At 71.0% G+C, this 21,554-nt stretch carries 22 protein-coding genes and 1 pseudogene; 9 read left to right on the top strand and 14 right to left on the bottom strand.

Going from position 1 to position 21,554, the window contains the following annotated elements; all coding sequences use genetic code 11:
* Positions 1–3: 3 nt before the first annotated feature.
* The 10 genes from AB0E62_RS25185 to AB0E62_RS25140 form a co-directional block, all read right to left on the bottom strand.
* Positions 4–540, bottom strand: a complete 537-nt coding sequence (locus AB0E62_RS25185; protein ID WP_362197982.1) for a TetR family transcriptional regulator — start codon at positions 538–540, stop codon at positions 4–6.
* Entirely contained in the window at positions 540–863 is a 324-nt protein-coding gene (locus AB0E62_RS25180) for a multidrug efflux SMR transporter (protein WP_362197979.1), read from the bottom strand. Before AB0E62_RS25180 ends, AB0E62_RS25185 begins: the two co-directional genes overlap by 1 nt.
* An 89-nt stretch (positions 864–952) precedes the next feature.
* Entirely contained in the window at positions 953–1,285 is a 333-nt protein-coding gene (locus AB0E62_RS25175; RefSeq protein WP_362197976.1) for a metal-sulfur cluster assembly factor, read from the bottom strand.
* A complete protein-coding gene (gene sufU, locus AB0E62_RS25170; RefSeq protein ID WP_362197973.1) occupies positions 1,282–1,749 on the bottom strand; it encodes a Fe-S cluster assembly sulfur transfer protein SufU in 468 nt (155 codons plus the stop codon). Before sufU ends, AB0E62_RS25175 begins: the two co-directional genes overlap by 4 nt.
* 16 nt (positions 1,750–1,765) lie before the next feature.
* Positions 1,766–3,022 carry a cysteine desulfurase gene (locus tag AB0E62_RS25165; protein ID WP_362197970.1) on the bottom strand — a complete coding sequence of 419 codons (1,257 nt, stop codon included), beginning with the start codon at positions 3,020–3,022 and terminating at the stop codon, positions 1,766–1,768.
* Positions 3,019–3,783, bottom strand: a complete 765-nt coding sequence (gene sufC / locus AB0E62_RS25160) for a Fe-S cluster assembly ATPase SufC (protein WP_289965555.1) — start codon at positions 3,781–3,783, stop codon at positions 3,019–3,021. The genes AB0E62_RS25165 and sufC overlap by 4 nt, the downstream gene beginning before the upstream one ends.
* A gap of 7 nt (positions 3,784–3,790) precedes the next feature.
* Positions 3,791–4,111 (bottom strand): non-heme iron oxygenase ferredoxin subunit, encoded by a 321-nt coding sequence (locus AB0E62_RS25155; RefSeq protein ID WP_362197967.1) that lies wholly within the window; start codon positions 4,109–4,111, stop codon positions 3,791–3,793.
* The gene (sufD, locus tag AB0E62_RS25150) at positions 4,108–5,289 is read right to left on the bottom strand and encodes a Fe-S cluster assembly protein SufD (protein ID WP_362197964.1); all 1,182 of its coding nucleotides are present in this window, start codon (positions 5,287–5,289) and stop codon (positions 4,108–4,110) included. The genes AB0E62_RS25155 and sufD overlap by 4 nt, the downstream gene beginning before the upstream one ends.
* Positions 5,290–5,345: 56 nt before the next feature.
* The gene (gene sufB / locus AB0E62_RS25145) at positions 5,346–6,767 is read right to left on the bottom strand and encodes a Fe-S cluster assembly protein SufB (protein ID WP_362197961.1); all 1,422 of its coding nucleotides are present in this window, start codon (positions 6,765–6,767) and stop codon (positions 5,346–5,348) included.
* Positions 6,764–7,498 (bottom strand): ArsR family transcriptional regulator, encoded by a 735-nt coding sequence (locus tag AB0E62_RS25140; RefSeq protein ID WP_362197958.1) that lies wholly within the window; start codon positions 7,496–7,498, stop codon positions 6,764–6,766. The genes sufB and AB0E62_RS25140 overlap by 4 nt, the downstream gene beginning before the upstream one ends.
* A gap of 183 nt (positions 7,499–7,681) precedes the next feature.
* Between AB0E62_RS25140 and AB0E62_RS25135 the strand changes: the two genes are divergently transcribed.
* From AB0E62_RS25135 to AB0E62_RS25120, 4 genes are all read left to right on the top strand, one after another.
* Entirely contained in the window at positions 7,682–8,497 is an 816-nt protein-coding gene (locus AB0E62_RS25135) for an AAC(3) family N-acetyltransferase (protein ID WP_362197955.1), read from the top strand.
* Positions 8,498–8,527: 30 nt separating this feature from the next.
* On the top strand, positions 8,528–9,451 hold the full coding sequence (locus AB0E62_RS25130) for an ABC transporter ATP-binding protein (RefSeq protein WP_362197952.1): 924 nt from the start codon (positions 8,528–8,530) through the stop codon (positions 9,449–9,451).
* A gap of 47 nt (positions 9,452–9,498) precedes the next feature.
* Positions 9,499–10,215, top strand: coding sequence for an ABC transporter permease (locus AB0E62_RS25125; RefSeq protein WP_362198238.1), 717 nt, complete (start codon positions 9,499–9,501; stop codon positions 10,213–10,215).
* Between the two features lie 103 nt (positions 10,216–10,318).
* Positions 10,319–11,329 carry a COX15/CtaA family protein gene (locus tag AB0E62_RS25120; RefSeq protein ID WP_362197949.1) on the top strand — a complete coding sequence of 337 codons (1,011 nt, stop codon included), beginning with the start codon at positions 10,319–10,321 and terminating at the stop codon, positions 11,327–11,329.
* Positions 11,330–11,355: 26 nt separating this feature from the next.
* On the opposite strand, the gene AB0E62_RS25115 is transcribed toward AB0E62_RS25120, so the two are convergent.
* The 3 genes from AB0E62_RS25115 to AB0E62_RS25105 form a co-directional block, all read right to left on the bottom strand.
* Positions 11,356–12,222, bottom strand: a complete 867-nt coding sequence (locus tag AB0E62_RS25115) for a nucleotidyltransferase (RefSeq protein WP_362197946.1) — start codon at positions 12,220–12,222, stop codon at positions 11,356–11,358.
* Between the two features lie 187 nt (positions 12,223–12,409).
* Positions 12,410–12,730, bottom strand: a complete 321-nt coding sequence (locus AB0E62_RS25110; protein WP_362197943.1) for a hypothetical protein — start codon at positions 12,728–12,730, stop codon at positions 12,410–12,412.
* Between the two features lie 69 nt (positions 12,731–12,799).
* Positions 12,800–13,804, bottom strand: coding sequence for a heme o synthase (locus AB0E62_RS25105; protein ID WP_362197940.1), 1,005 nt, complete (start codon positions 13,802–13,804; stop codon positions 12,800–12,802).
* A 437-nt stretch (positions 13,805–14,241) separates the two neighbouring features.
* On the opposite strand from AB0E62_RS25105, the gene tkt reads away from it, so the two are divergent.
* From tkt to pgl, 5 genes are read left to right on the top strand one after another with little or no spacing between them, the layout of a single operon-like run.
* A complete protein-coding gene (tkt, locus tag AB0E62_RS25100; protein WP_362197937.1) occupies positions 14,242–16,329 on the top strand; it encodes a transketolase in 2,088 nt (695 codons plus the stop codon).
* A 33-nt stretch (positions 16,330–16,362) separates the two neighbouring features.
* Positions 16,363–17,481, top strand: coding sequence for a transaldolase (tal, locus tag AB0E62_RS25095; RefSeq protein WP_362197934.1), 1,119 nt, complete (start codon positions 16,363–16,365; stop codon positions 17,479–17,481).
* A gap of 1 nt (position 17,482) precedes the next feature.
* On the top strand, positions 17,483–19,021 hold the full coding sequence (gene zwf / locus AB0E62_RS25090) for a glucose-6-phosphate dehydrogenase (protein WP_362197931.1): 1,539 nt from the start codon (positions 17,483–17,485) through the stop codon (positions 19,019–19,021).
* On the top strand, positions 19,018–20,172 hold the full coding sequence (opcA, locus tag AB0E62_RS25085; RefSeq protein ID WP_362197928.1) for a glucose-6-phosphate dehydrogenase assembly protein OpcA: 1,155 nt from the start codon (positions 19,018–19,020) through the stop codon (positions 20,170–20,172). Before zwf ends, opcA begins: the two co-directional genes overlap by 4 nt.
* The gene (gene pgl, locus AB0E62_RS25080) at positions 20,169–20,951 is read left to right on the top strand and encodes a 6-phosphogluconolactonase (protein ID WP_362197925.1); all 783 of its coding nucleotides are present in this window, start codon (positions 20,169–20,171) and stop codon (positions 20,949–20,951) included. Before opcA ends, pgl begins: the two co-directional genes overlap by 4 nt.
* 85 nt (positions 20,952–21,036) lie before the next feature.
* On the opposite strand, the pseudogene AB0E62_RS25075 reads toward pgl, so the two are convergent.
* A pseudogene (locus tag AB0E62_RS25075) lies at positions 21,037–21,554 on the bottom strand (glucose-6-phosphate isomerase); the annotation flags it as partial.

Raw genomic sequence — 21,554 nt, 5'->3', positions numbered from 1 at the left:
GGTTCAGGGGATCAGCCGAGCCAGCAGGGTGCGCGCGTGCTCCTCGTCGTACGAACCGCCCGTCAGCAGCGCCTGGAGGCACAGGCCGTCCATCAGCGCGAGCAGGGCCCGGGCCGTGACCGGGTCGGTGCGCCGGGCCAGTCGCGCCGCCGTCCGCTCGGTCCACTCGGCGGCGACGGGGCGCAGCGCGGGGCGGCCCAGCGCGGCCAGGTACAGCTCGTACTCCAGCTCCACGCCGGTGCGCTCGCCGTCCAGCCACACCCCGAGGGCCCGGGCCAGCTGCGCGGCGAGTCCGTCCGGGCCGCCGTGCTCGGGGACCAGCTCGGCCAGCACCCCGGAGAACCCCTCGCCGGCCTGCCGCAACGCGGCCACCAGCAGCTCCTCCAGGGTGGCGAAGTGGTACGTGGTGGAGCCGAGCGGCACGTCGGCCTCGGCGGCGGCGCTGCGGTGGCTCAGCCCGGCGATGCCGTCGCGGCCGACCACACGGATCGCCGCGTCGATGATCCGCTGCCGGCGCCCGGGGTCGTGCCGGCGCGGCATCAGTGCGCCGCCCCGCCCAGGTTGAGCACCACCACGCCCACGATGATCAGCAGGATCCCGCCGACCCTGGCCGGGGTCAGCCCCTCCCCGAACAGCAGCAGCCCGAGCAGGGCGACGGCCGCGGTGCCGACCCCGGACCAGATGGCGTAGGCGGTGCCGATCTGCACGGACTTCAGCGTCTGCGCGAGCAGCGCGAACGACACCACGTACCCGAGCACGGTCACCACCGAGGGCCACAGCCGGCTGAACCCCTCGCTGTACTTCATCGCCGTGGTAGCGGTGATCTCGGCGGCGATGGCACCCGCGAGCAGCAGATATCCCATGTGTACGAGCGTACACAACCGCTTCCGCGGAGGGTACGCGAAAGCGGCGGCACCCGGGTGGGTGCCGCCGCTTCACGCACGCGGTGCGGTCAGACGTTGAAGCCCAGTGCGCGGAGCTGGTCGCGGCCCTCGTCGGTGATCTTGTCGGGGCCCCACGGCGGCATCCAGACCCAGTTGATGCGCAGTTCGTTGACCAGCCCGTCGGTGGCCGACTTGGCCTGGTCCTCGATGACGTCCGTCAGCGGGCAGGCCGCCGAGGTCAGGGTCATGTCGACGGTCGCGATGTTGGAGTCGTCGATGTGGATGCCGTAGATCAGGCCCAGGTTGACGACGTCGATGCCCAGCTCGGGGTCGACCACGTCCATCAGGGCCTCGCGGAGTTCCTCCTCCGAGGCCGGCTTCATCTCTGCGGTGTCGGTCATGCCGTCTTCCTTTCGGCGTCGGCGCCACCCAGCGCCTGGGCCGTCGCGTCCTTCCACGCCATCCAGCTCAGGAGGGCGCACTTGACCCGCGCGGGGTACTTGGAGACCCCGGCGAACGCGACCGCGTCCTCCAGGACCTCCTCCATCGCGTCGTCGGGCTCGATCCTGCCCTTGGACTGCATCAGCTCCAGGAAGGTCTCCTGGATCTTCTGCGCCTCGGCCAGGTCCTTGCCGACCAGCAGGTCGTTGAGGACCGACGCGCTGGCCTGGCTGATCGAGCAGCCCTGGCCCTCGTACGACACGTCCTCGATCTTCGTGCCGTCGTACTTCACGCGCAGGGTGATCTCGTCGCCGCACGTCGGGTTCACGTGGTGCACCTCGGCGTCGCCGTCCCTCAGACCACGCCCGTGCGGGTTCTTGTAGTGGTCCAGGATGACGTCCTGGTACATCGAGTCCAGCTTCACCTTGTCAGCACGCCTCTCAGCCGAAGAAGTTCCGTACGTGCTCCAGGCCGTCGACCAGAGCGTCGATCTCGGCCGGCGAGGAGTACAGGTAGAACGACGCTCGCGTGGTCGCGGGAATTCCGTAGCGCAGGCAGACCGGACGCGCGCAGTGGTGGCCGACCCGGACCGCGATGCCCTGCTCGTCCAGCACCTGGCCCACGTCGTGCGGGTGGATGTCGCCGAGCGTGAAGGAGATCGCCGCACCCCGGTCCTCGGCCGTCGTCGGGCCGATGATCCTCAGGTCCGGGACCTCCGCCAGGCGCCGCACCGCGTACTCGGTCAGCGCGTGCTCATGGGCGAGGATCTTGTCCATGCCGATCGAGTTCAGGTAGTCGATCGCCGCGCCGAGCCCGACCGCCTGGGCGATCGGGGGCGTGCCCGCCTCGAACTTGTGCGGTGCCGGGGCGTAGGTGGAGGAGTGCATCGAGACGGTCTCGATCATCTCGCCGCCGCCCAGGAAGGGAGGCAGGTCCTCCAGCAGCTCCTGGCGGCCCCACAGCACGCCGATGCCGGTCGGGCCGCACATCTTGTGGCCGGTGAAGGCCACGAAGTCGGCCTGGAGCGCCTGCACGTCCAGCGGCATGTGCGGGGCGGCCTGGGAGGCGTCGATGCACACCAGCGCGCCGACCTCCTGGGCGCGCCGGATGATCGTCTCGACCGGGTTGACCGTGCCCAGGATGTTCGACACCAGCACGAAGGAGACGATCTTCGTCTTCTCCGTGATGATCTCGTCGATGTTCGACAGGTCCAGCCGGCCGTCGTCCGTGAGGCCGAACCACTTCAGCTTCGCGCCCGTGCGCTGCGCCAGCAGCTGCCACGGCACGATGTTGGAGTGGTGCTCCATCTCCGTGATGACGATCTCGGTGTCGGAGTCCACCCGGTAGGGCTCGTCGGCCCAGCCGAGCATGTTGGCCACGAGGTTGAGCGACTCGGAGGCGTTCTTGGTGAAGATCACCTCGTCGCGGCTGGGCGCGTTGATGAACTCGGCGACCTTGTCGCGCGCGCCCTCGTACAGCGCCGTGGCCTCCTCGGCGAGCACATGCACACCGCGGTGGACGTTGGCGTTGTAGCGCTCGTAGTACTCGCTCAGGGCGTCCAGCACCTGGCGCGGCTTCTGACTGGTCGCCGCGTTGTCCAGGTACACGAGCTTCCTGCCGTCGTGGACCACTCGGTCCAGAACGGGGAAGTCCTTGCGGATCGCCTCGGTGTCGAGGAGGCCCGGCAGCTGTGTCACGCGGATGCGCCACCCTTCACGTATGCCTCGTAGCCCTCGTTCTCCAGCTTGTCCGCGAGCTCGGGGCCGCCGGACTCGACGATGCGGCCGCCGGCGAACACGTGGACGTGGTCGGGCTTGATGTAGCGCAGGATGCGCGTGTAGTGCGTGATCAGCAGGGTGCCGACCTCGCCGGTCTCGCGGACGCGGTTGACGCCCTCGGAGACGATGCGGAGCGCGTCGACGTCCAGGCCGGAGTCCGTCTCGTCGAGGATCGCGACCTTGGGCCGGAGCAGCTCCAGCTGGAGGATCTCGTGGCGCTTCTTCTCACCGCCGGAGAAGCCCTCGTTGACGTTGCGCTCGGCGAAGGACGGATCCATGTTGAGGCGCTCCATGGCCTCCTTGACCTCCTTCACCCAGGTGCGCAGCTTCGGGGCCTCGCCGCGGATGGCGGTGGCGGAGGTGCGCAGGAAGTTGGAGACGGAGACGCCGGGGACCTCGACCGGGTACTGCATCGCCAGGAACAGGCCGGCGCGGGCGCGCTCGTCGACGGACATCTCCAGGACGTCCTCGCCGTCCAGGGTGACGGTGCCGCCGGTGATGGTGTACTTCGGGTGACCCGCGAGGGAGTAGGCGAGGGTCGACTTGCCGGAGCCGTTGGGGCCCATGATGGCGTGCGTCTCGCCCTGCTTCACGGTGAGGTCGACGCCCTTGAGGATCTCCTTCGTGGCGTTGTCGGCCTCGACGGTGACGTGCAGGTCTCGGATTTCAAGCGTTGCCATGGGTGCCTCAGGACTCCTGGGTGAGGGAGACGAGCACGTCGTCCCCTTCGATCTTTACGGGGTATACGGGGACGGGGCGCGTCGCCGGAAGACTGTCGGGCTTGCCGGACCGCAGGTCGAAGCGCGAGCCGTGCAGCCAGCACTCGAGGTGGCAGTCGTCGACCTCGCCCTCCGACAGCGAGACGTTCGCGTGCGAGCAGATGTCGTGGATCGCGAACACCTCGCCCTCGGTGCGCACGACCGAGACCGGCGTGCCGTCGATCTCCACCCGCTTGGGGGTGTCCTCCGTCAGCTCGCTCAGCCCGCAGACGCGTACGAAGGTCGTCATGCGACCGAGGCCTCCAGCTCCGTCTCGATCTTGGCGAGCAGCCGCTCCTCGATGTCGGCGACACCGATCTGCTGGACCAGTTCGGCGAAGAAGCCGCGGACCACGAGACGGCGGGCCTCGTGCTCCGGGATGCCGCGGGCCATCAGGTAGAAAAGCTGCTCGTCGTCGAAGCGGCCGGTGGCGGAGGCGTGGCCCGCGCCGACGATCTCGCCGGTCTCGATCTCCAGGTTCGGCACCGAGTCGACGCGCGCGCCGTCCGTGAGGACCAGGTTGCGGTTCATCTCGTAGGTGTCCGTGCCCTCGGCCGCGGCCTCGATGAGCACGTCACCGATCCAGACCGCGTGCGCGCTCTCGCCCTGGAGCGCGCCCTTGTAGACGACGTTCGACTTGCAGTGCGGGGTGTTGTGCGTGACCAGCAGGCGGTGCTCGTGGTGCTGGCCGGCGTCGGTGAAGTACAGGCCGAACAGCTCGGCCTCGCCGCCGGGACCGGCGTACTCCACACGCGGGTGGATGCGCACCAGGTCGCCGCCGAAGGTGACGAGGACGTGCTTGAAGCTCGCGTCCCGGCCGATCAGGGCGCTCTGCTGGGCGACGTGCACGGCGGTGTGGTCCCAGTCCACGATGGTGACCACGGTCAGCTTGGCGCCGTCACCGAGGACGTACTCCACGTTCGCGGCGCGAACGGTGTCGCCGGTGTGGTCGATGACGACCGTGGCCTCGGCGAAGGCGCCGAGCTCGAACACGGTGTGCCCGTAGGTCACGCCGCCCTCGCCGTGCAGGGTGAGGCGCACCGGCTCGGTCAGCACGGTCTCCTTCGGCACGGTGACGATCGTGGCCTGCTCGAAGGAGGAGTACGCCTGGGCCGCGACCCGGTCCACCGGCTTGCCGGCCCTGCCGAGCCGGGCGTCGTCGCGGCCGACGGTCTCCAGGGTGACGCCGTCGGGAGCGGAGAAGTCGGTCTTGACCGAGCCTCCGGCGACCGCGGTGCCGTCGTGCAGACCGCGCAGCCGCTCCAGCGGGGTGAACCGCCACTCCTCCTCACGGCCGTGCGGGACCGGGAAGTCCGCCACGTCGAAGGAGGGGGGCGCGCTCATGCGCGAGACGACGGTCGACTCCGCGGCGACCGCGATGGAGCCCGCGGTGGTGGAACCCACGGGGATGTTCTGGGCCTCAGCCATGGCTGTCGTATTGCTCGCTTTCTCAGGTCAGTGGCTTGACGGGGGACTGCCGGCGGTCAGCCGACCGCGCCCTCCATCTGCAGCTCGATCAGCCGGTTGAGCTCCAGCGCGTACTCCATGGGCAGTTCCTTGGCGATCGGCTCGACGAAGCCGCGCACGATCATCGCCATCGCCTCGTCCTCGGACAGACCGCGGCTCATCAGGTAGAAAAGCTGGTCCTCGGAGACCTTGGAGACGGTGGCCTCGTGGCCCATGGACACGTCGTCCTCGCGGACGTCGACGTACGGGTACGTGTCCGACCGGGAGATGGTGTCGACCAGCAGCGCGTCGCACAGCACGTTGGACTTGGAGCCGGCGGCGCCCTCGCCGATCTCGATCAGACCCCGGTAGGAGGTACGGCCACCACCGCGCGCCACCGACTTGGAGACGATGTTCGACGAGGTGTTCGGGGCCATGTGGACCATCTTGGCGCCCGCGTCCTGGTGCTGGCCCTCGCCCGCGAAGGCGATGGAGAGCGTCTCGCCCTTGGCGTGCTCGCCCATCAGGTAGACGGCCGGGTACTTCATCGTCACCTTGGAGCCGATGTTGCCGTCGACCCACTCCATGGTCGCGCCCTCGTAGGCGACGGCGCGCTTGGTGACCAGGTTGTAGACGTTGTTCGACCAGTTCTGGATGGTCGTGTAACGGCAGCGGGCGTTCTTCTTGACGATGATCTCGACGACCGCGGAGTGCAGCGAGTCCGACTTGTAGATCGGCGCCGTGCAGCCCTCGACGTAGTGCACGTAGGCACCCTCGTCGACGATGATCAGGGTCCGCTCGAACTGGCCCATGTTCTCCGTGTTGATGCGGAAGTAGGCCTGGAGCGGGATCTCGACGTGCACGCCCTTCGGCACGTAGATGAAGGAGCCGCCGGACCACACGGCGGTGTTCAGCGCGGCGAACTTGTTGTCACCGGCCGGGATGACGGTGCCGAAGTACTCCTTGAAGAGCTCCGGGTGCTCCTTCAGCGCGGTGTCGGTGTCGAGGAAGATGACGCCCTGCTCCTCCAGGTCCTCGCGGATCTGGTGGTAGACGACCTCCGACTCGTACTGGGCGGCGACGCCGGCGACCAGGCGCTGCTTCTCGGCCTCCGGGATGCCCAGCTTGTCGTAGGTGTTCTTGATGTCCTCGGGCAGGTCCTCCCAGGACTCCGCCTGCTTCTCCGTGGAGCGCACGAAGTACTTGATGTTGTCGAAGTCGATGCCCGAGAGGTCGGAGCCCCAGTTCGGCATCGGCTTCTTCTCGAAGAGCTTCAGGCCCTTGAGGCGCAGCTTGGTCATCCACTCCGGCTCCGACTTCTTGTCGGAGATGTCGCGGACGACATCCTCGCTCAGGCCACGCCTGGCGGAGGCACCGGCCACGTCCGAGTCGGCCCAGCCGTATTCGTACTTGCCCAGGCCCTCGAGCTCAGGGTGGGCAGTCTCCGTGGGGAGAGTCATGCGGGGTTCCTCCCGGCCGTGCTTGCAGGTGCGTCAGTGGAAATCTTGGGGATGAACGTCGTGCAGACGCCGTCGCCGTGCGCGATGGTCGCCAGTCGCTGGACGTGCGTGCCCAGCAGCTCCGCGAAGATCTCCGTCTCCGCCTCGCACAGCTGCGGGAACTGTTCCGCGACATGGGCGACCGGGCAGTGGTGCTGGCAGAGCTGCTCGCCGACCGGTGCGCTGCGCGCCGTAGCAGCGTACCCGTCCGCGCTCAGGGCCTTGGCCAGTGCTTCGGCGCGTTTGTCCGGGGTCGCGGACTCGATCGCCGCGCGGTACGCGCTCGCCTGGGCGGCGACCCGGGCGCGGGCGAAGGCGGCGACCGCCTGGGGGCCGCCCTCCCGCTCGGCGATCCAGCGGAGCGCGTCCGCGGCGAGCTTGTCGTACGACTGGTCGAAGGCGTCCCGGCCGCAGTCGGTGAGCGCGAAGACCTTGGCGGGGCGGCCACGCGTGCGCGTGCCGTACACCCGCTGTTCGCGGGCCTCCACGACCTCGTCGGCGACCAGCGCGTCCAGATGGCGCCGGACGGCCGCCTGGGTCAGTCCCAGCCGGCCGGCGAGATCGGCGACGGTCGACGGCCCGTGGTCCAGGATGGAGCGCGCGACCCGGTTGCGCGTGGAGCGCTCACCGGTCGCTAGCTCCTCCTGAGGGGCCCCCGTGGGGGTCTCCCGAGCCTCGCCGACGTTTTTCACAACGCCATTGTTGCGTAATTCCGCGGAGCCTGACAAGCGACGTCCGGATCATCGGACGGTGCCCTGCGTCACTTAGGCATACCTAATCTGACCTGCGCAAACGATCTTCCGTAGATCATCTCAAAGCATTTCCGCGGCCAAACCGGTGGCGCCCCGAGGCCCCGTCCGGAAGACTCCCGGACCATGCCCGCACCCCCTCCGACCGGCCCACTTGTCACCCGGGACACCCTCGCCGCAGGTCTGCGCCTGCTCGGCGTGGAGACCGGCGAGACCCTGCTCGTCCACTCCTCGCTCAGCTCGCTCGGCTGGGTGAACGGAGGCGCGGTCGCGGTCGTCCAGGCACTCCTGGACGCGCTCGGCCCCGACGGCACGCTCGTCGTCCCCACCCAGACCGGCGACCAGTCCGACCCGGCCCTGTGGGAGAACCCGCCGGTGCCCGAGGCGTGGTGGGACCGGATCCGCGCCACCATGCCCCCGTACGACCCGCTCGTCACCCCCTCGCTCGGGGTCGGCGTGATCCCCGAGACCGTGCGGACCTGGCCCGGCGCCCTGCGCAGCGCCCACCCCCAGACCTCCTTCGCCGCGCTCGGCCCCCGCGCGCGGGAGATCACCGAGGACCACGCCCCGGACTGCCGGCTGGGCGAGCACAGCCCGCTGGCCCGACTGGAGAAGCTGGGCGCCCGGGTGCTGCTGCTCGGCGCGGGCTACGACTCCTGCACCGCCTTCCACCTGGCCGAGTACCGCGTCCCCTCCCCGCGCGTACGGGTCGGCCGGCCCGCTCCGGGCGGCGGCTGGGAGACGGTGGCCGAGGTGTCGGTCAGCTCCGACCGGTTCGACGAGCTGGGGCACGACTACGAACGGGACCGGCCCGTCGTCCGCGGCCGGGTCGACGGCGCGGACGCCCGGCTGTTCCCGCTGGCGGACGCCGTGGCCTACGCCGAACGGTGGCTGCCCCTGCACCGGCCACGGGAGGAGGACTTCCCGCACCCGCCCGCCTGAACCGCGCGCGCTCTCCCTACACTCGGCCCCATGCGAAGTGAGCCCGTGGTCCAGGTAGCGGCCCTGGTGAAGCGGTACGGCACGAAGACCGCGGTGGACGGCCTCGACCTGGTGGCCCGGCCCGGAGTGACCGCCGTACTCGGCCCGAACGGCGCCGGGAAGACGACCACGGTCGAGACCTGCGAGGGGTACCGGAAGCCGGACTCCGGCACGGTGCGCGTCCTGGGCCTCGACCCGGTCCGGCAGGCCGCCGAGCTGCGGCCCCGCATCGGGGTGATGCTCCAGTCCGGCGGCGTGTACTCCGGCGCCCGCGCCGAGGAGATGCTCCGGCACGTGGCGAAGCTGCACGCGCACCCGCTCGACGTCGACGCCCTCATCGAGCGCCTCGGCCTCGGCTCCTGCGGCCGGACCAGCTACCGCCGGCTCTCCGGCGGCCAGCAGCAGCGGCTCGCGCTCGCCATGGCCGTCGTGGGCCGCCCGGAGCTGGTCTTCCTGGACGAGCCGACCGCCGGCCTGGACCCGCAGGCCCGCCGGGCCACCTGGGACCTGGTGCGGGACCTGCGCGCCGACGGCGTCTCGGTGATCCTCACCACCCACCACATGGACGAGGCCGAGCAGCTCTCGGACGACGTGGCGATCATCGACGGCGGCCGGGTCATCGCCCAGGGCTCCCCGGAGGAGCTGTGCAAGGGCGGCGCCGAGAACACCCTGCGCTTCACCGGCCGCCCCGGCCTCGACGTCGGCTCGCTGCTCAAGGCGCTCCCGGCCGACTGCACGGCCGCCGAGCTGACCCCGGGCAGCTACCGGGTCGTCGGCAGGGTGGACCCCCAGCTGCTGGCCACGGTGACCTCCTGGTGCGCCCAGCACGGGGTGATGCCGGACCGCATCTCGGTGGAGCGGCACACCCTGGAGGACGTCTTTCTGGAGCTGACCGGCAAGGAGCTGCGCTCGTGACCGTGGGTACGTACACGCCGAAGCCCGGAGCCGCCCCGCTCCCCCGCATGATCGCGGCGCAGGCGGCCCTGGAGACCAGGATGCTGCTGCGCAACGGCGAGCAGCTGCTGCTGACGGTCGTGATCCCGACCCTGCTGCTGGTGCTCTTCAGCTCGGTCGACATCGTGGACACCGGGAAGGGCGAGGCGGTCGACTTCCTCACTCCCGGTGTGCTGGCGCTGGCCGTGATGTCGACGGCGTTCACCGGGCAGGCCATCGCCACGGGCTTCGAGCGCCGCTACGGCGTGCTCAAGCGGCTGGCCGCCTCGCCGCTGCCGCGCTGGGGCCTGATGACCGCGAAGACGGCTTCCGTGCTGGTCACGGAGGTTCTGCAAGTCCTGCTGCTGACCACGATCGCCTTCGCGCTGGGCTGGTCCCCGCACGGCAACCCGGCCGCCGTCGTCGCTCTGCTCGTCGTCGGCACCGCCGCCTTCTCGGGGCTCGGCCTGCTGATGGCGGGCACCCTGAAGGCGGAGGCGACGCTGGCCGCCGCCAACCTGGTCTTCCTGCTGCTGCTCGTGGGCGGCGGGGTGATCGTGCCGCTGGAGAGGTTCGGCTCGGCGGGCGAGCGGATCCTGGGCCTGCTGCCCATCTCCGCCCTCTCCGACGGCCTGCGGGACGTGCTCCAGCACGGCGCCGGCATGCCGTGGGGCGACCTGGGCGTCCTGGCCGTCTGGGCGGTCGCCGGCCTGGCCGCGGCCGGACGCTTCTTCCGCTGGGAGTGACCCCGCGGAAAGCGCCGGCCCGTCGGCGAGTGACCCTCCTGTGAGGAGGAGCACCCCCCATCGGAGTGACCCTCGTGAACGCGTGCACAAGCAGCGGCCTACGATGGTGCGCGTGCCTAAGCTGAACCGCGCCGACGCCGAAGCCGCCCTGCGCAATCCGCTCGCCTTCATCGCCGACCGCTGGACCCCGGACCCCCGGACCGTCCGGCGGGCGGCCCTCGCCGCGCTCGTCATGTCGGTGGTCATCGTGGTCACCGGCGGCGCCGTCCGCCTGACCGGCTCGGGCCTCGGCTGCCCGACCTGGCCCACCTGCACCGACGACTCGCTGACCACCACCCGGGCCATGGGCTTCCACGGGATCATCGAGTTCGGCAACCGCATGCTGACGTACGTGCTGTGCGCCGCCGTCGGCTGGGCGATCATCGCCGCGCGCTCCGAGAAACCGTGGCGGCGCGGCCTGACCCGGCTGGGCTGGGCGCAGTTCTGGGTGGTCATGGGCAACGCGGTGCTCGGCGGGATCGTGGTCCTGGTCGGCCTCAACCCGTACACGGTCGCCGCGCACTTCCTCCTCTCCACGGCCCTGATCGCCATCGCGACGGTCATGTGGCAGCGCACCCGGGAGGGCGACGAGGCCCCGCGTCCGCTGGTCGGCAAGGCGGTGGCGCAGCTGGTGTGGTTCCTGGTGACCGCGTCGGCGCTGCTCATCGCGGTCGGCACGGTGGTGACCGGGGCGGGGCCGCACGCCGGTGACTCCAGCGAGGTCGCGCGCATCCCGATCGACTGGGAGAACGTCTCCAAGCTGCACGCGGTGCTCGCCTGGATCGTGGTCACGCTGACGTTCGCGCTGTGGTTCGTGCTGAAGGCGGTCGACGCGCCGAAGGCACCGCTGGCCCGCACCCGGGAGCTGTTCGTCGTCCTGCTGTGCCAGGGCGCCATCGGCTACGTCCAGTACTTCACCCACCTCCCGGAGGCCCTGGTGGCCGCCCACATGCTCGGCTCCACGGTGATGTGGATCTGGGTGCTGCGGGTCCTGCTGTCACTGCGGGAACGCCCCGAGACCCCGCAGGACCTGCCGACGGCCCCGACCGAGGTGACGGTCGGCTCACACGCCTGAGCCACCCCACGCCCGCGACCAAGGCGTCAATCGCCGCACCCCGGAACACCCGGGTCACCCCCGCAGGACCGGCCAGGACGGGCACTCGTACCACCGGCCGGCGACGTCCCCGACGACCTCGCCGGCCGCACCGGCGCCCCCGCCCGACCTGACCATCGGCTCACGCCCGCCACCAGGGCGTCGATCTCCGGAGCCAGGAACGCCCGGGTCGCTCCGGCACGTCGGGCGAGCCAGTCCGGGCCGGCCGGGGCGAGGCGCTCGTACCGGCGGCGAGCGATGTCCGCGACGACCTCGGCGGGCGCGCCGAGGCCGGGCAGCTCGGCCAGGGCCTCGCGTTTCGAGATCAGCCGGCCGTCGCGCAGGGTCACCGTGGCCCGGGCGAAGGTCAGCAGTCCCAGGTCCACCCAGACGTCCTGCTGCCACAACCGGGCCTTGTCCACCGCCGGCCGCCAGAAATCACGCTGATCGCGCACGACGAAGTCGCGCAGCCGCCCCTGCGGCACCGGCGGCAGCAGCCCGCCCGGCGGCTCCCCGTGCAGCACCCGGCCGAAGTCGTGCAGCTCGCGCCGGGTGACGGGGGTGACCGGGCGGCGCAGCAGCCCGCCGTGCGCCCAGGTCAGGTGCGGGCGGTCCGGGTCGTCCAGGGTGGCCGGGGTGAGATAGGAGCAGTGGAGCTTCGCCGCGAGGGGGCGCTCGCGCAGCCCGCTGTGCAGGGTGGCGATCCGCCAGGCGTGTCCCGGGCCGAGCGGGCCGGGCAGTACGGCGATGAGGTCCAGGTCGCTGCGCCCCTCCTGGTAGTCACCGCCGGCCAGCGAGCCGTGCGCCCAGACGGCACGGGGCCGCAGCGGCAGCAGGGCCTTCAGGAACGCGTCGAGCAGGGAAGCGGTCGTCATCCGCCCAGTCTCGACAAGCGCACCGGATCCTGTACACCCCGCGCGCGGGGCCGTCGGCGGGCTCCGGGTCAGCGGTGGAGGACGAGCAGCCCCGAGGCACCGTGCGGGCAGCCCCGGGGCGACCGCTCCCCCACAGGCGCCGGCCCGAGAGGCGCTCGCGATCCGGCGCGGGACGCGGGGCTGCCGGTCAGCCGCCGACCTGGATGCCGGCCATCCGCTTCCACTCGTACGGTCCCGTGGTCACCTTGCCCGCGAACTCGCCGTCGAAGGACTCGTGGACCGTGATGCCCGCCTTGGCCACGGCCTGCTCGGCGATGGCGTACGTGGGGGCCACCAGGTCGCCCCAGCCGCCGTCCGCGCCGACGAGGACGATGCGGGCGCCGCGTTCGCCGATGTAGGCCACCTGGCCCTCCGCGCCGCCGTGCGCCGCGGCGAAGGCGCCGATCCGGTGGGCGAGCCGGGACACCGTGCGCTCGGCCTTCGCGTCAACCTGCTGCGTGTCTGCCATGCCCAGGATGCTACTCACCGGTAGATCGACTGGCGAGGCCAGGGCACTGTGACGTACGCCCGGTGCGGGTCAGCGCAGGAACGGGTCCACCGCGACCGCCACGAACAGCAGCGACACGTAGGTGATGGACCAGTGGAAGAGGCGCATCTCCTTCAGCTTCGTGCCGGTGGCCTCGGCCTTGGCCCGGTTCTGCAGCGCGTGCGCCTCCCACAGCCACCAGCCGCCCGCCGCGAGGGCGACCGCCGTGTAGAACCAGCCGGTGTAGCCGAGGGGGGTCAGCAGCAGGGAGACGACGACCATCACCCAGCTGTAGATGACGATCTGCCTGGCCACCACCTTGTTGGAGGCGATGACCGGCAGCATCGGCACGCCCACGCGCGCGTAGTCCTCCCTGACCTTCATGGACAGCGGCCAGTAGTGCGGCGGGGTCCAGAAGAACATGACGAGGAAGAGGATGACCGGCGCCCACGACAGCGAGTTCGTCACGGACGACCAGCCGATCAGCACCGGCATGCAGCCCGCGATGCCGCCCCACACGATGTTCTGCGACGTGCGCCGCTTGAGGATCATCGTGTAGACGACCACGTAGAAGAGGAGCGCCCCGAGTGACAGCCAGGCGCTCAGCCAGTTGACGGTGAGCCCGAACAGCAGCGTCGAGACGACCGCCAGGGCGATGCCGAACGCCATGCACTCGCGCGGGCTGACCATGCCGGTCACCAGCGGGCGCTGCGACGTGCGGTCCATCAGGGCGTCGATGTCCCGGTCGATGTACATGTTGAGCGCGTTGGCGCCGCCCGCCGACAGATAGCCGCCGAGGCAGGTGACCAGGACCAGCTTCAGGTCGGGCACACCCTGCTGCGCCAGGAACATCACCGGAACGGTGGTGATGAGCAGCAGCTCGATGATCCGCGGCTTGGTCAGCGCCACGAACGCTTTGACACGGGCCCCGAACGGCCGGTGAACCGGGCCCTGGCTCGCGCCACCGAGCGCACCCTCCCCCAGGGCCTTGAGGGCCTGGGAGGGACCCCCAGGACGGGATTCGACGGCCGTCACGCACACCCCTGACAGAGACATCCCAGCAAGCCTCTCCGCCGGACACTCCGGGGCGAGGCTCGCGCGTACCACGCCACTTTAGACGTTGCCCATACCCCGGCCTTCGCGGGGGTGGGGTCGTGTTGGCGGGGGCCTCCGTACACACGTGCGCGGGCTCGCTCGGACGTGCTCGTGGACATGCCCGTGGACGTGCTCGCGAAGGCATGATCCTCCGTGCGCGGGAAGGCTCTGTTGAGCGGTCAGATGAGCGGCCTCGCATTCATGTGCCGAATGCCGTTCCGCCCAGTCGGGAGGCGGATTCCACCGACTCCCGGCAGTCTGGAAACACTCGAAAAAACGCACGTCCTCACGGGGGTAGGCTCGACAACGGCCGGCGGGCGCCAAGCCCGTCGGCGGCCGGGCGGGGCGCACGCTCCGACGTCCGGCGACCGACATGTGGAGAGGAGCCCTGACCCAGGGTGAGCACCAAGCCGACCACCACAGACCTTGAGTGGACCGAGCTGGACCAGCGGGCCGTGGACACCGCCCGTGTCCTGGCCGCAGACGCCGTACAGAAGGTCGGCAACGGCCATCCCGGTACGGCGATGAGCCTGGCCCCCGCCGCCTACACCCTCTTCCAGAAGGTGATGCGGCACGACCCGGCCGACCCGGAGTGGGTCGGCCGCGACCGCTTCGTGCTGTCCGCCGGCCACTCGTCCCTGACCCTCTACACCCAGCTCTACCTGGCCGGTTTCGGCCTGGAGCTGGACGATCTGAAGGCCTTCAGGACGTGGGGCTCGAAGACCCCGGGCCACCCGGAGTACGGGCACACCAAGGGTGTCGAGACCACCACCGGCCCGCTGGGCCAGGGTGTGGCCAACGCGGTGGGCATGGCGATGGCCGCCCGCTACGAACGCGGTCTGTTCGACCCGGACGCGCCGGCCGGCGAGTCCCCCTTCGACCACTTCGTCTACTGCATCGCCGGTGACGGCTGCCTCCAGGAGGGCATCGCCGCCGAGGCGTCCTCGCTGGCCGGCCACCAGAAGCTGGGCAACCTGGTGCTGCTGTGGGACGACAACCACATCTCCATCGAGGGCGACACCGAGACGGCCGTCTCCGAGGACACCGTCAAGCGGTACGAGGCCTACGGCTGGCACGTGCAGCGGGTGGAGGCCCAGGAGAACGGCGACCTGGACCCGGCGGCGATCTTCGCCGCGATCCAGGAGGCCAAGCGGGTCACCGACCGGCCGTCCTTCATCGCGATGCGCTCGATCATCGCCTGGCCGGCCCCGAACGCGCAGAACACCGAGGCCGCGCACGGCTCGGCGCTGGGCGACGACGAGGTCGCGGCCACCAAGCGCGTCCTCGGCTTCGACCCGGAGAAGTCGTTCGAGGTCACCGACGAGGTCATCACCCACACCCGCAAGGCGCTGGAGCGCGGTGCCCAGGCGAAGGCCGAGTGGGAGAAGTCGCTCCAGGAGTGGCGCGAGGCCAACCCGGAGCGGGCCGCCGAGTTCGACCGGATCGCCAAGGGCGAGCTGCCCACCGGCTGGGAGGAGAAGCTCCCGGTCTTCGAGCCCGGCAAGGCCGTGGCCACGCGTGCCGCGTCCGGCAAGGTGCTCCAGGCGCTCGGCGCGGTGATCCCCGAGCTGTGGGGCGGCTCCGCCGACCTGGCCGGCTCGAACAACACCACCATCGACAAGGACAGCTCGTTCCTGCCCGCGGGCAACCCGCTGCCGGAGGCCAACCCGTACGGCCGCACGATCCACTTCGGCATCCGCGAGCACTCCATGGGCGCCGAGCTGAACGGCATCGCCCTGCACGGCAACACCCGTGTCTACGGCGGCACCTTCCTCGTCTTCTCCGACTACATGCGCAACGCCGTGCGCCTGTCGGCGCTGATGCACCTGCCGGTGACGTTCGTGTGGACGCACGACTCCATCGGCCTCGGCGAGGACGGCCCCACCCACCAGCCGGTCGAGCACCTGGCCTCGCTGCGCGCCATCCCGGGCCTGAACGTCGTCCGCCCGGCCGACGCCAACGAGACCGCCATCGCCTGGCGCGAGATCCTGGGGCGCTGGACCAAGGAGTTCGGCAAGGGCCAGCCGCACGGCCTCGCGCTCACCCGCCAGGGCGTGCCGACGTACGAGCCGAACGAGGACGCGGCCAAGGGCGGTTACGTCCTGTTCGAGGCCGACGGCGGCGAGCCGCAGGTCGTCCTGATCGCCACCGGTTCCGAGGTGCACGTGGCCGTGGAGGCGCGGGAGCGGCTCCAGGCCGAGGGCGTGCCCACGCGTGTCGTCTCGATGCCGTGCGTGGAGTGGTTCGAGCAGCAGGACCAGGGGTACCGGGACTCCGTGCTGCCGCCGTCCGTCAAGGCTCGCGTCGCCGTGGAGGCGGGCATCGGCCTGACCTGGCACAAGTACGTGGGGGACGCCGGCCGCATCGTTTCCCTGGAGCACTTCGGTGCGTCCGCCGACGGCAAGCTGCTCTTCCGCGAGTTCGGCTTCACCGCGGAGAACGTGGCCGCCAAGGCGCGGGAATCCCTCGCCGACGCCCAGCGCTGACGCCCATATACGACACGTAGGAGATGTAATTCCATGACAGACGCACTGAAGCGCCTCTCCGAAGAAGGCGTCGCGATCTGGCTGGACGACCTGTCGCGCAAGCGGATCACGTCCGGCAACCTCGCCGAGCTGATCGACCAGCAGCACGTCGTGGGCGTCACCACCAACCCGACGATCTTCCAGAAGGCGATCTCCCAGGGCGACGGCTACGACCAGCAGCTGTCCGACCTGGCCGCCCGCAAGGTCACCGTCGAAGAGGCCATCCGCATGATCACGACGGCGGACGTCCGTGACGCCGCCGACATCCTGCGCCCGGTCTTCGACGCCACCGACGGCCAGGACGGCCGGGTCTCCATCGAGGTCGACCCGCGCCTGGCCCACCACACCAAGGCGACGGTCGCCGAGGCCAAGCAGCTGGCCTGGCTCGTCGACCGCCCCAACACCCTGATCAAGATCCCGGCCACCCAGGCGGGTCTGCCGGCGATCGCCGAGGTGATCGGCCTCGGCATCAGCGTCAACGTCACGCTGATCTTCTCGCTGGAGCGCTACCGGGCCGTCATGGACGCGTACCTCACCGGCCTGGAGAAGGCGAAGGAGCGGGGCCTCGACCTGTCGAAGATCCACTCCGTGGCGTCCTTCTTCGTGTCCCGCGTGGACACCGAGATCGACAAGCGACTGAACAGCATCGGCACCGACGAGGCCGAGGCGCTGCGCGGCAAGGCCGCCCTCGCCAACGCACGGCTGGCCTACCAGGCGTACGAGGAGGTCTTCTCCTCCGACCGCTGGCAGGCCCTGGAGAAGGCGGGCGCCAACAAGCAGCGTCCGCTGTGGGCGTCGACCGGCGTGAAGGACCCGGCGTACCCGGACACCCTGTACGTCACCGAGCTGGTCGCGCCGAACACGGTCAACACCATGCCGGAGGCCACCCTGGAGGCCACCGACGACCACGGCGAGATCACCGGCGACACGGTCTCCGGCACCTACGAGCAGGCGCGCGCCGACCTCGACGCGCTGGAGCGGCTCGGGATCTCGTACGACGACGTCGTGCAGGTGCTGGAGGACGAGGGCGTCGACAAGTTCGAGGCGTCCTGGAACGACCTGCTCAAGTCGACTCAGGCGGAGCTCGAGCGCCTTGCCCCCTCGGAGGGCTGAGTTGTCACCCGTTTCCGGTTCCGGAGCGAACCCGCTTCGTGACCCGGCCGACCGACGGCTCCCGCGCATCGCGGGGCCGTCGGGCCTGGTCATCTTCGGTGTCACGGGCGATCTGTCCCGCAAGAAGCTGATGCCCGCGGTGTACGACCTCGCCAACCGGGGTCTGCTGCCGCCGGGCTTCTCCCTGGTGGGCTTCGCCCGCCGCGACTGGGAGCACGAGGACTTCGCCCAGGTCGTGCACGACGCGGTCAAGGAGCACTCGCGCACCCCCTTCCGGGAGGAGGTCTGGCAGCAGCTCATCCAGGGGATGCGCTTCGTCCAGGGCACCTTCGACGACGACGATGCCTTCGAGCGGCTGCGCGCCACCATCGAGGAGCTGGACAAGGCGCAGGGCACGGGCGGCAACTTCGCCTTCTACCTGTCCGTGCCGCCGCGCTCCTTCCCGGTGGTCATCCAGCAGCTGAAGAAGCACGGTCTGGCCGACCAGTCCGGCGGTTCCTGGCGGCGCGCGGTCATCGAGAAGCCGTTCGGCCACGACCTGGAGTCGGCCGAGGAACTCAACAAGGTCGTGCACGAGGTGTTCGATCCGGACCAGGTGTTCCGGATCGACCACTACCTCGGCAAGGAGACCGTCCAGAACATCCTGGCGCTGCGCTTCGCCAACACCATGTTCGAGCCGATCTGGAACCGGTCCTTCGTGGACCACGTGCAGATCACCATGGCCGAGGACATCGGCATCGGCGGCCGGGCCGGGTACTACGACGGCATCGGCGCCGCCCGTGACGTCATCCAGAACCACCTGCTCCAGCTGCTGGCACTGACCGCGATGGAGGAGCCCGCCTCCTTCGACGCGGACGCGCTGGCCGCGGAGAAGGAGAAGGTGCTCGGCGCCGTCCGGCTGCCGAAGGACCTGGGCGCCAACACCGTGCGCGGGCAGTACGCGGCGGGCTGGCAGGGCGGCGAGAAGGTCATCGGCTACCTCGAAGAGGAGGGCATCGACCCGAAGTCGAAGACCGACACCTACGCGGCGGTCAAGCTGGAGATCGACAACCGCCGCTGGGCCGGGGTGCCCTTCTATCTGCGCACCGGCAAGCGGCTGGGCCGCCGGGTCACCGAGATCGCGGTGGTCTTCCAGCGGGCCCCGCACTCCCCGTTCGACACCACGGCGACGGAGGAGCTGGGCCAGAACGCGATCGTGATCCGCGTCCAGCCGGACGAGGGCGTCACGGTCCGCTTCGGCTCCAAGGTGCCGGGCACCTCGATGGAGATCCGGGACGTGTCGATGGACTTCGCCTACGGCGAGTCGTTCACGGAGTCCAGCCCGGAGGCGTACGAACGGCTGATCCTGGACGTGCTGCTCGGCGACGCCAACCTCTTCCCGCGCACGGAGGAGGTCGAGCTGTCCTGGAAGATCCTCGACCCGGTCGAGGAGTACTGGGACACGCACGGCAGGCCCGCGCAGTACAAGTCGGGCACCTGGGGTCCGGTGGAAGCGGACGAGATGCTCGCACGAGACGGACGGAGCTGGCGCCGGCCATGAAGATAGATCTGACCGACACCACCGCCGGAGAGATCAACAAGGCGCTCGTGCGGGGCCGCCGCGCCATCGGCACGCCCGCCGTCGGCATGGTCCTGACCCTCGTCATCGTCACCGACGAGGAGAACGCCTACGACGCCCTGAAGGCCGCCAACGACGCCTCGCGCGAGCACCCCTCGCGCACGCTCGTCGTCGTCAAGCGGGTCTCCCGCGGCCCGCGTGACCGCACCGCCTCGCGGCTGGACGCCGAGGTGCGGGTGGGCGCGGACGCGGGCACCGGCGAGACGGTGGTCCTGCGGCTGTACGGCGAGGTCGTCGAGCACGCCGACTCGGTGGTCCTGCCGCTGCTGCTGCCGGACGCCCCGGTCGTCGTGTGGTGGCCGGTGAACGCGCCGCTCGACCCGGCGAAGGACCCGCTGGGCGCGCTCGCCCAGCGCCGGGTCACCGACAGCTACGCCGCCGAGCAGCCGGTGCGGGAGCTGTCCGCCCGCGCAGCCGCCTACACGCCCGGCGACACCGACCTGTCCTGGACCCGGATCACGCCGTGGCGCTCCATGCTGGCGGCGGCCCTGGACCAGATCGACTGCGAGGTGCGCGGCGTCGAGGTGGAGGGCGAGGAGTTCAACCCGAGCTGTGAGCTGCTGGCGATGTGGCTCGCGGACCGGCTGGACGTCCCCGTCCGGCGTTCCCTGTCCGCCGGCCCGGGGCTCACGGCGGTCCGTCTGGACACCAGCCGGGGCCCGATCACGCTGGACCGCGCGGACGGCTCGCTCGCCACGCTCGCCATCGAGGGCCAGCCGGCCCGCGCGGTGGCGCTGAAGCGGCGGGACACCGCCGAGCTGATCGCGGAGGAGCTGCGCCGGCTGGACCCGGACGACACCTACGCGTCGGCGCTGCGCTACGGCGTGGAGCGGCTGGCCAAGGTGCCCCAGCAGGCCGCCGGGGCCCCGGCCGAGCCGGCCGCCGAGGCGTCTGCCGCGCCTGAGGCGACTGCCGGGCCGGCGTCCGGGGAAGCCGCCGAGCCGGCGTCCGGAGAGGCCGCCGAGCCGGTCGCCGTCCCGGAACCGGTGGAGGAAGCGGCCAAGGCCCCCGCGAAGAAGGCGGCGGCCAAGTCCGCGAAGAAGGCACCGGCGAGGAAGGCGGCGGCGAAATGAGCACACCGCAGCTGGTCGTCCACCACGACAAGGAACTGATGGCGCAGGCCGCCGCGGCCCGCCTGATCACGAAGATCGTGGACGCGCAGGCCTCCCGGGGCACCGCGTCCGTGGTCCTCACCGGCGGTCGCAACGGCAACGGCCTGCTGGCCGCGCTGGCGGCGGCGCCCGCCCGGGACGCCATCGACTGGGGCCGGCTGGACCTGTGGTGGGGCGACGAGCGCTTCCTCCCCGAGGGCGATCCCGAGCGCAATGTCACCCAGGCCCGCGAGGCCCTGCTGGACTCCGTCCCGCTGGACCCGGAGCGCGTGCACGCCATGCCCGCCTCCGACGGCCCCCACGGCACGGACGTCGAGGCGGCGGCCGAGGCGTACGCGGCGGAGCTGGCGAAGGCGGCCGGGCCGGAGAACCACGGCGCGGTGCCCGCCTTCGACGTGCTCATGCTGGGCGTCGGCCCGGACACCCATGTGGCCTCGCTCTTCCCGGAGCTGCCGGCCGTGCGGGAGACCGAGCGCACGGTGGTCGGCGTGCACGGCGCGCCCAAGCCGCCGCCGACCCGGATCACCCTCACCCTCCCGGCGATCCGCGCGGCCCGCGAGGTCTGGCTGCTCGCGGCCGGCGAGGACAAGGCGGAGGCCGCGGCCATCGCCCTGTCGGGCGCGGGCGAGATCCAGGCCCCGGCGGCGGGCGCGTACGGCACCCGGCGCACCCTGTGGCTGCTGGACTCCGCCGCGGCCTCGCAGCTGCCGCGGTCGCTGTACCCGCCGGCGTCGCCGTAAGGCGCGGCACGGGCGCGGAGCAGAAGACGGCGGGGGCCTCGGCCCCCGCCGTCCTTCTTTCCGTCCTTCTGTGCCGGGCCCGGGTTCAGCTCCGGCCGCGCAGCTCCCGGTACGCGGCGACGAGCGCCTTGGTGGACGCGTCCAGGCCGGGGACGTCGGCGCCCTCGGTGAGCGCGGGTTCGACCCGCTTGGCGAGGACCTTGCCCAGCTCCACGCCCCACTGGTCGAAGGAGTCGATGTTCCACACCGCGCCCTGCACGAACACCTTGTGCTCGTACAGCGCGATGAGCTGGCCGAGCACGGACGGGGTCAGCGCGCGGGCGAGGATCGTCGTGGTGGGCCGGTCGCCGGGGAAGGTCTTGTGCGGGACCAGTTCGTCGGGCACGCCCTCGGCGCGGACCTCCTCGGCGGTCTTGCCGAAGGCCAGCGCCTGGGTCTGGGCGAAGAAGTTGGCCATCAACAGGTCGTGCTGGGCCTTGAGTTCGCCGCTCAGCTCGGCGACCGGCTCGGCGAAGCCGATGAAGTCGGCCGGGATCAGCTTGGTGCCCTGGTGGATCAACTGGTAGTAGGCGTGCTGCCCGTTGGTGCCGGGCGTGCCCCAGA

This window comes from Streptomyces sp. NPDC038707, from assembly GCF_040636485.1.
Classification (GTDB): Bacteria; Actinomycetota; Actinomycetes; order Streptomycetales; family Streptomycetaceae; genus Streptomyces.
Note: the sequence above shows the minus strand (reverse complement) of the source record. Positions and strands in the feature narration are given on the sequence as shown.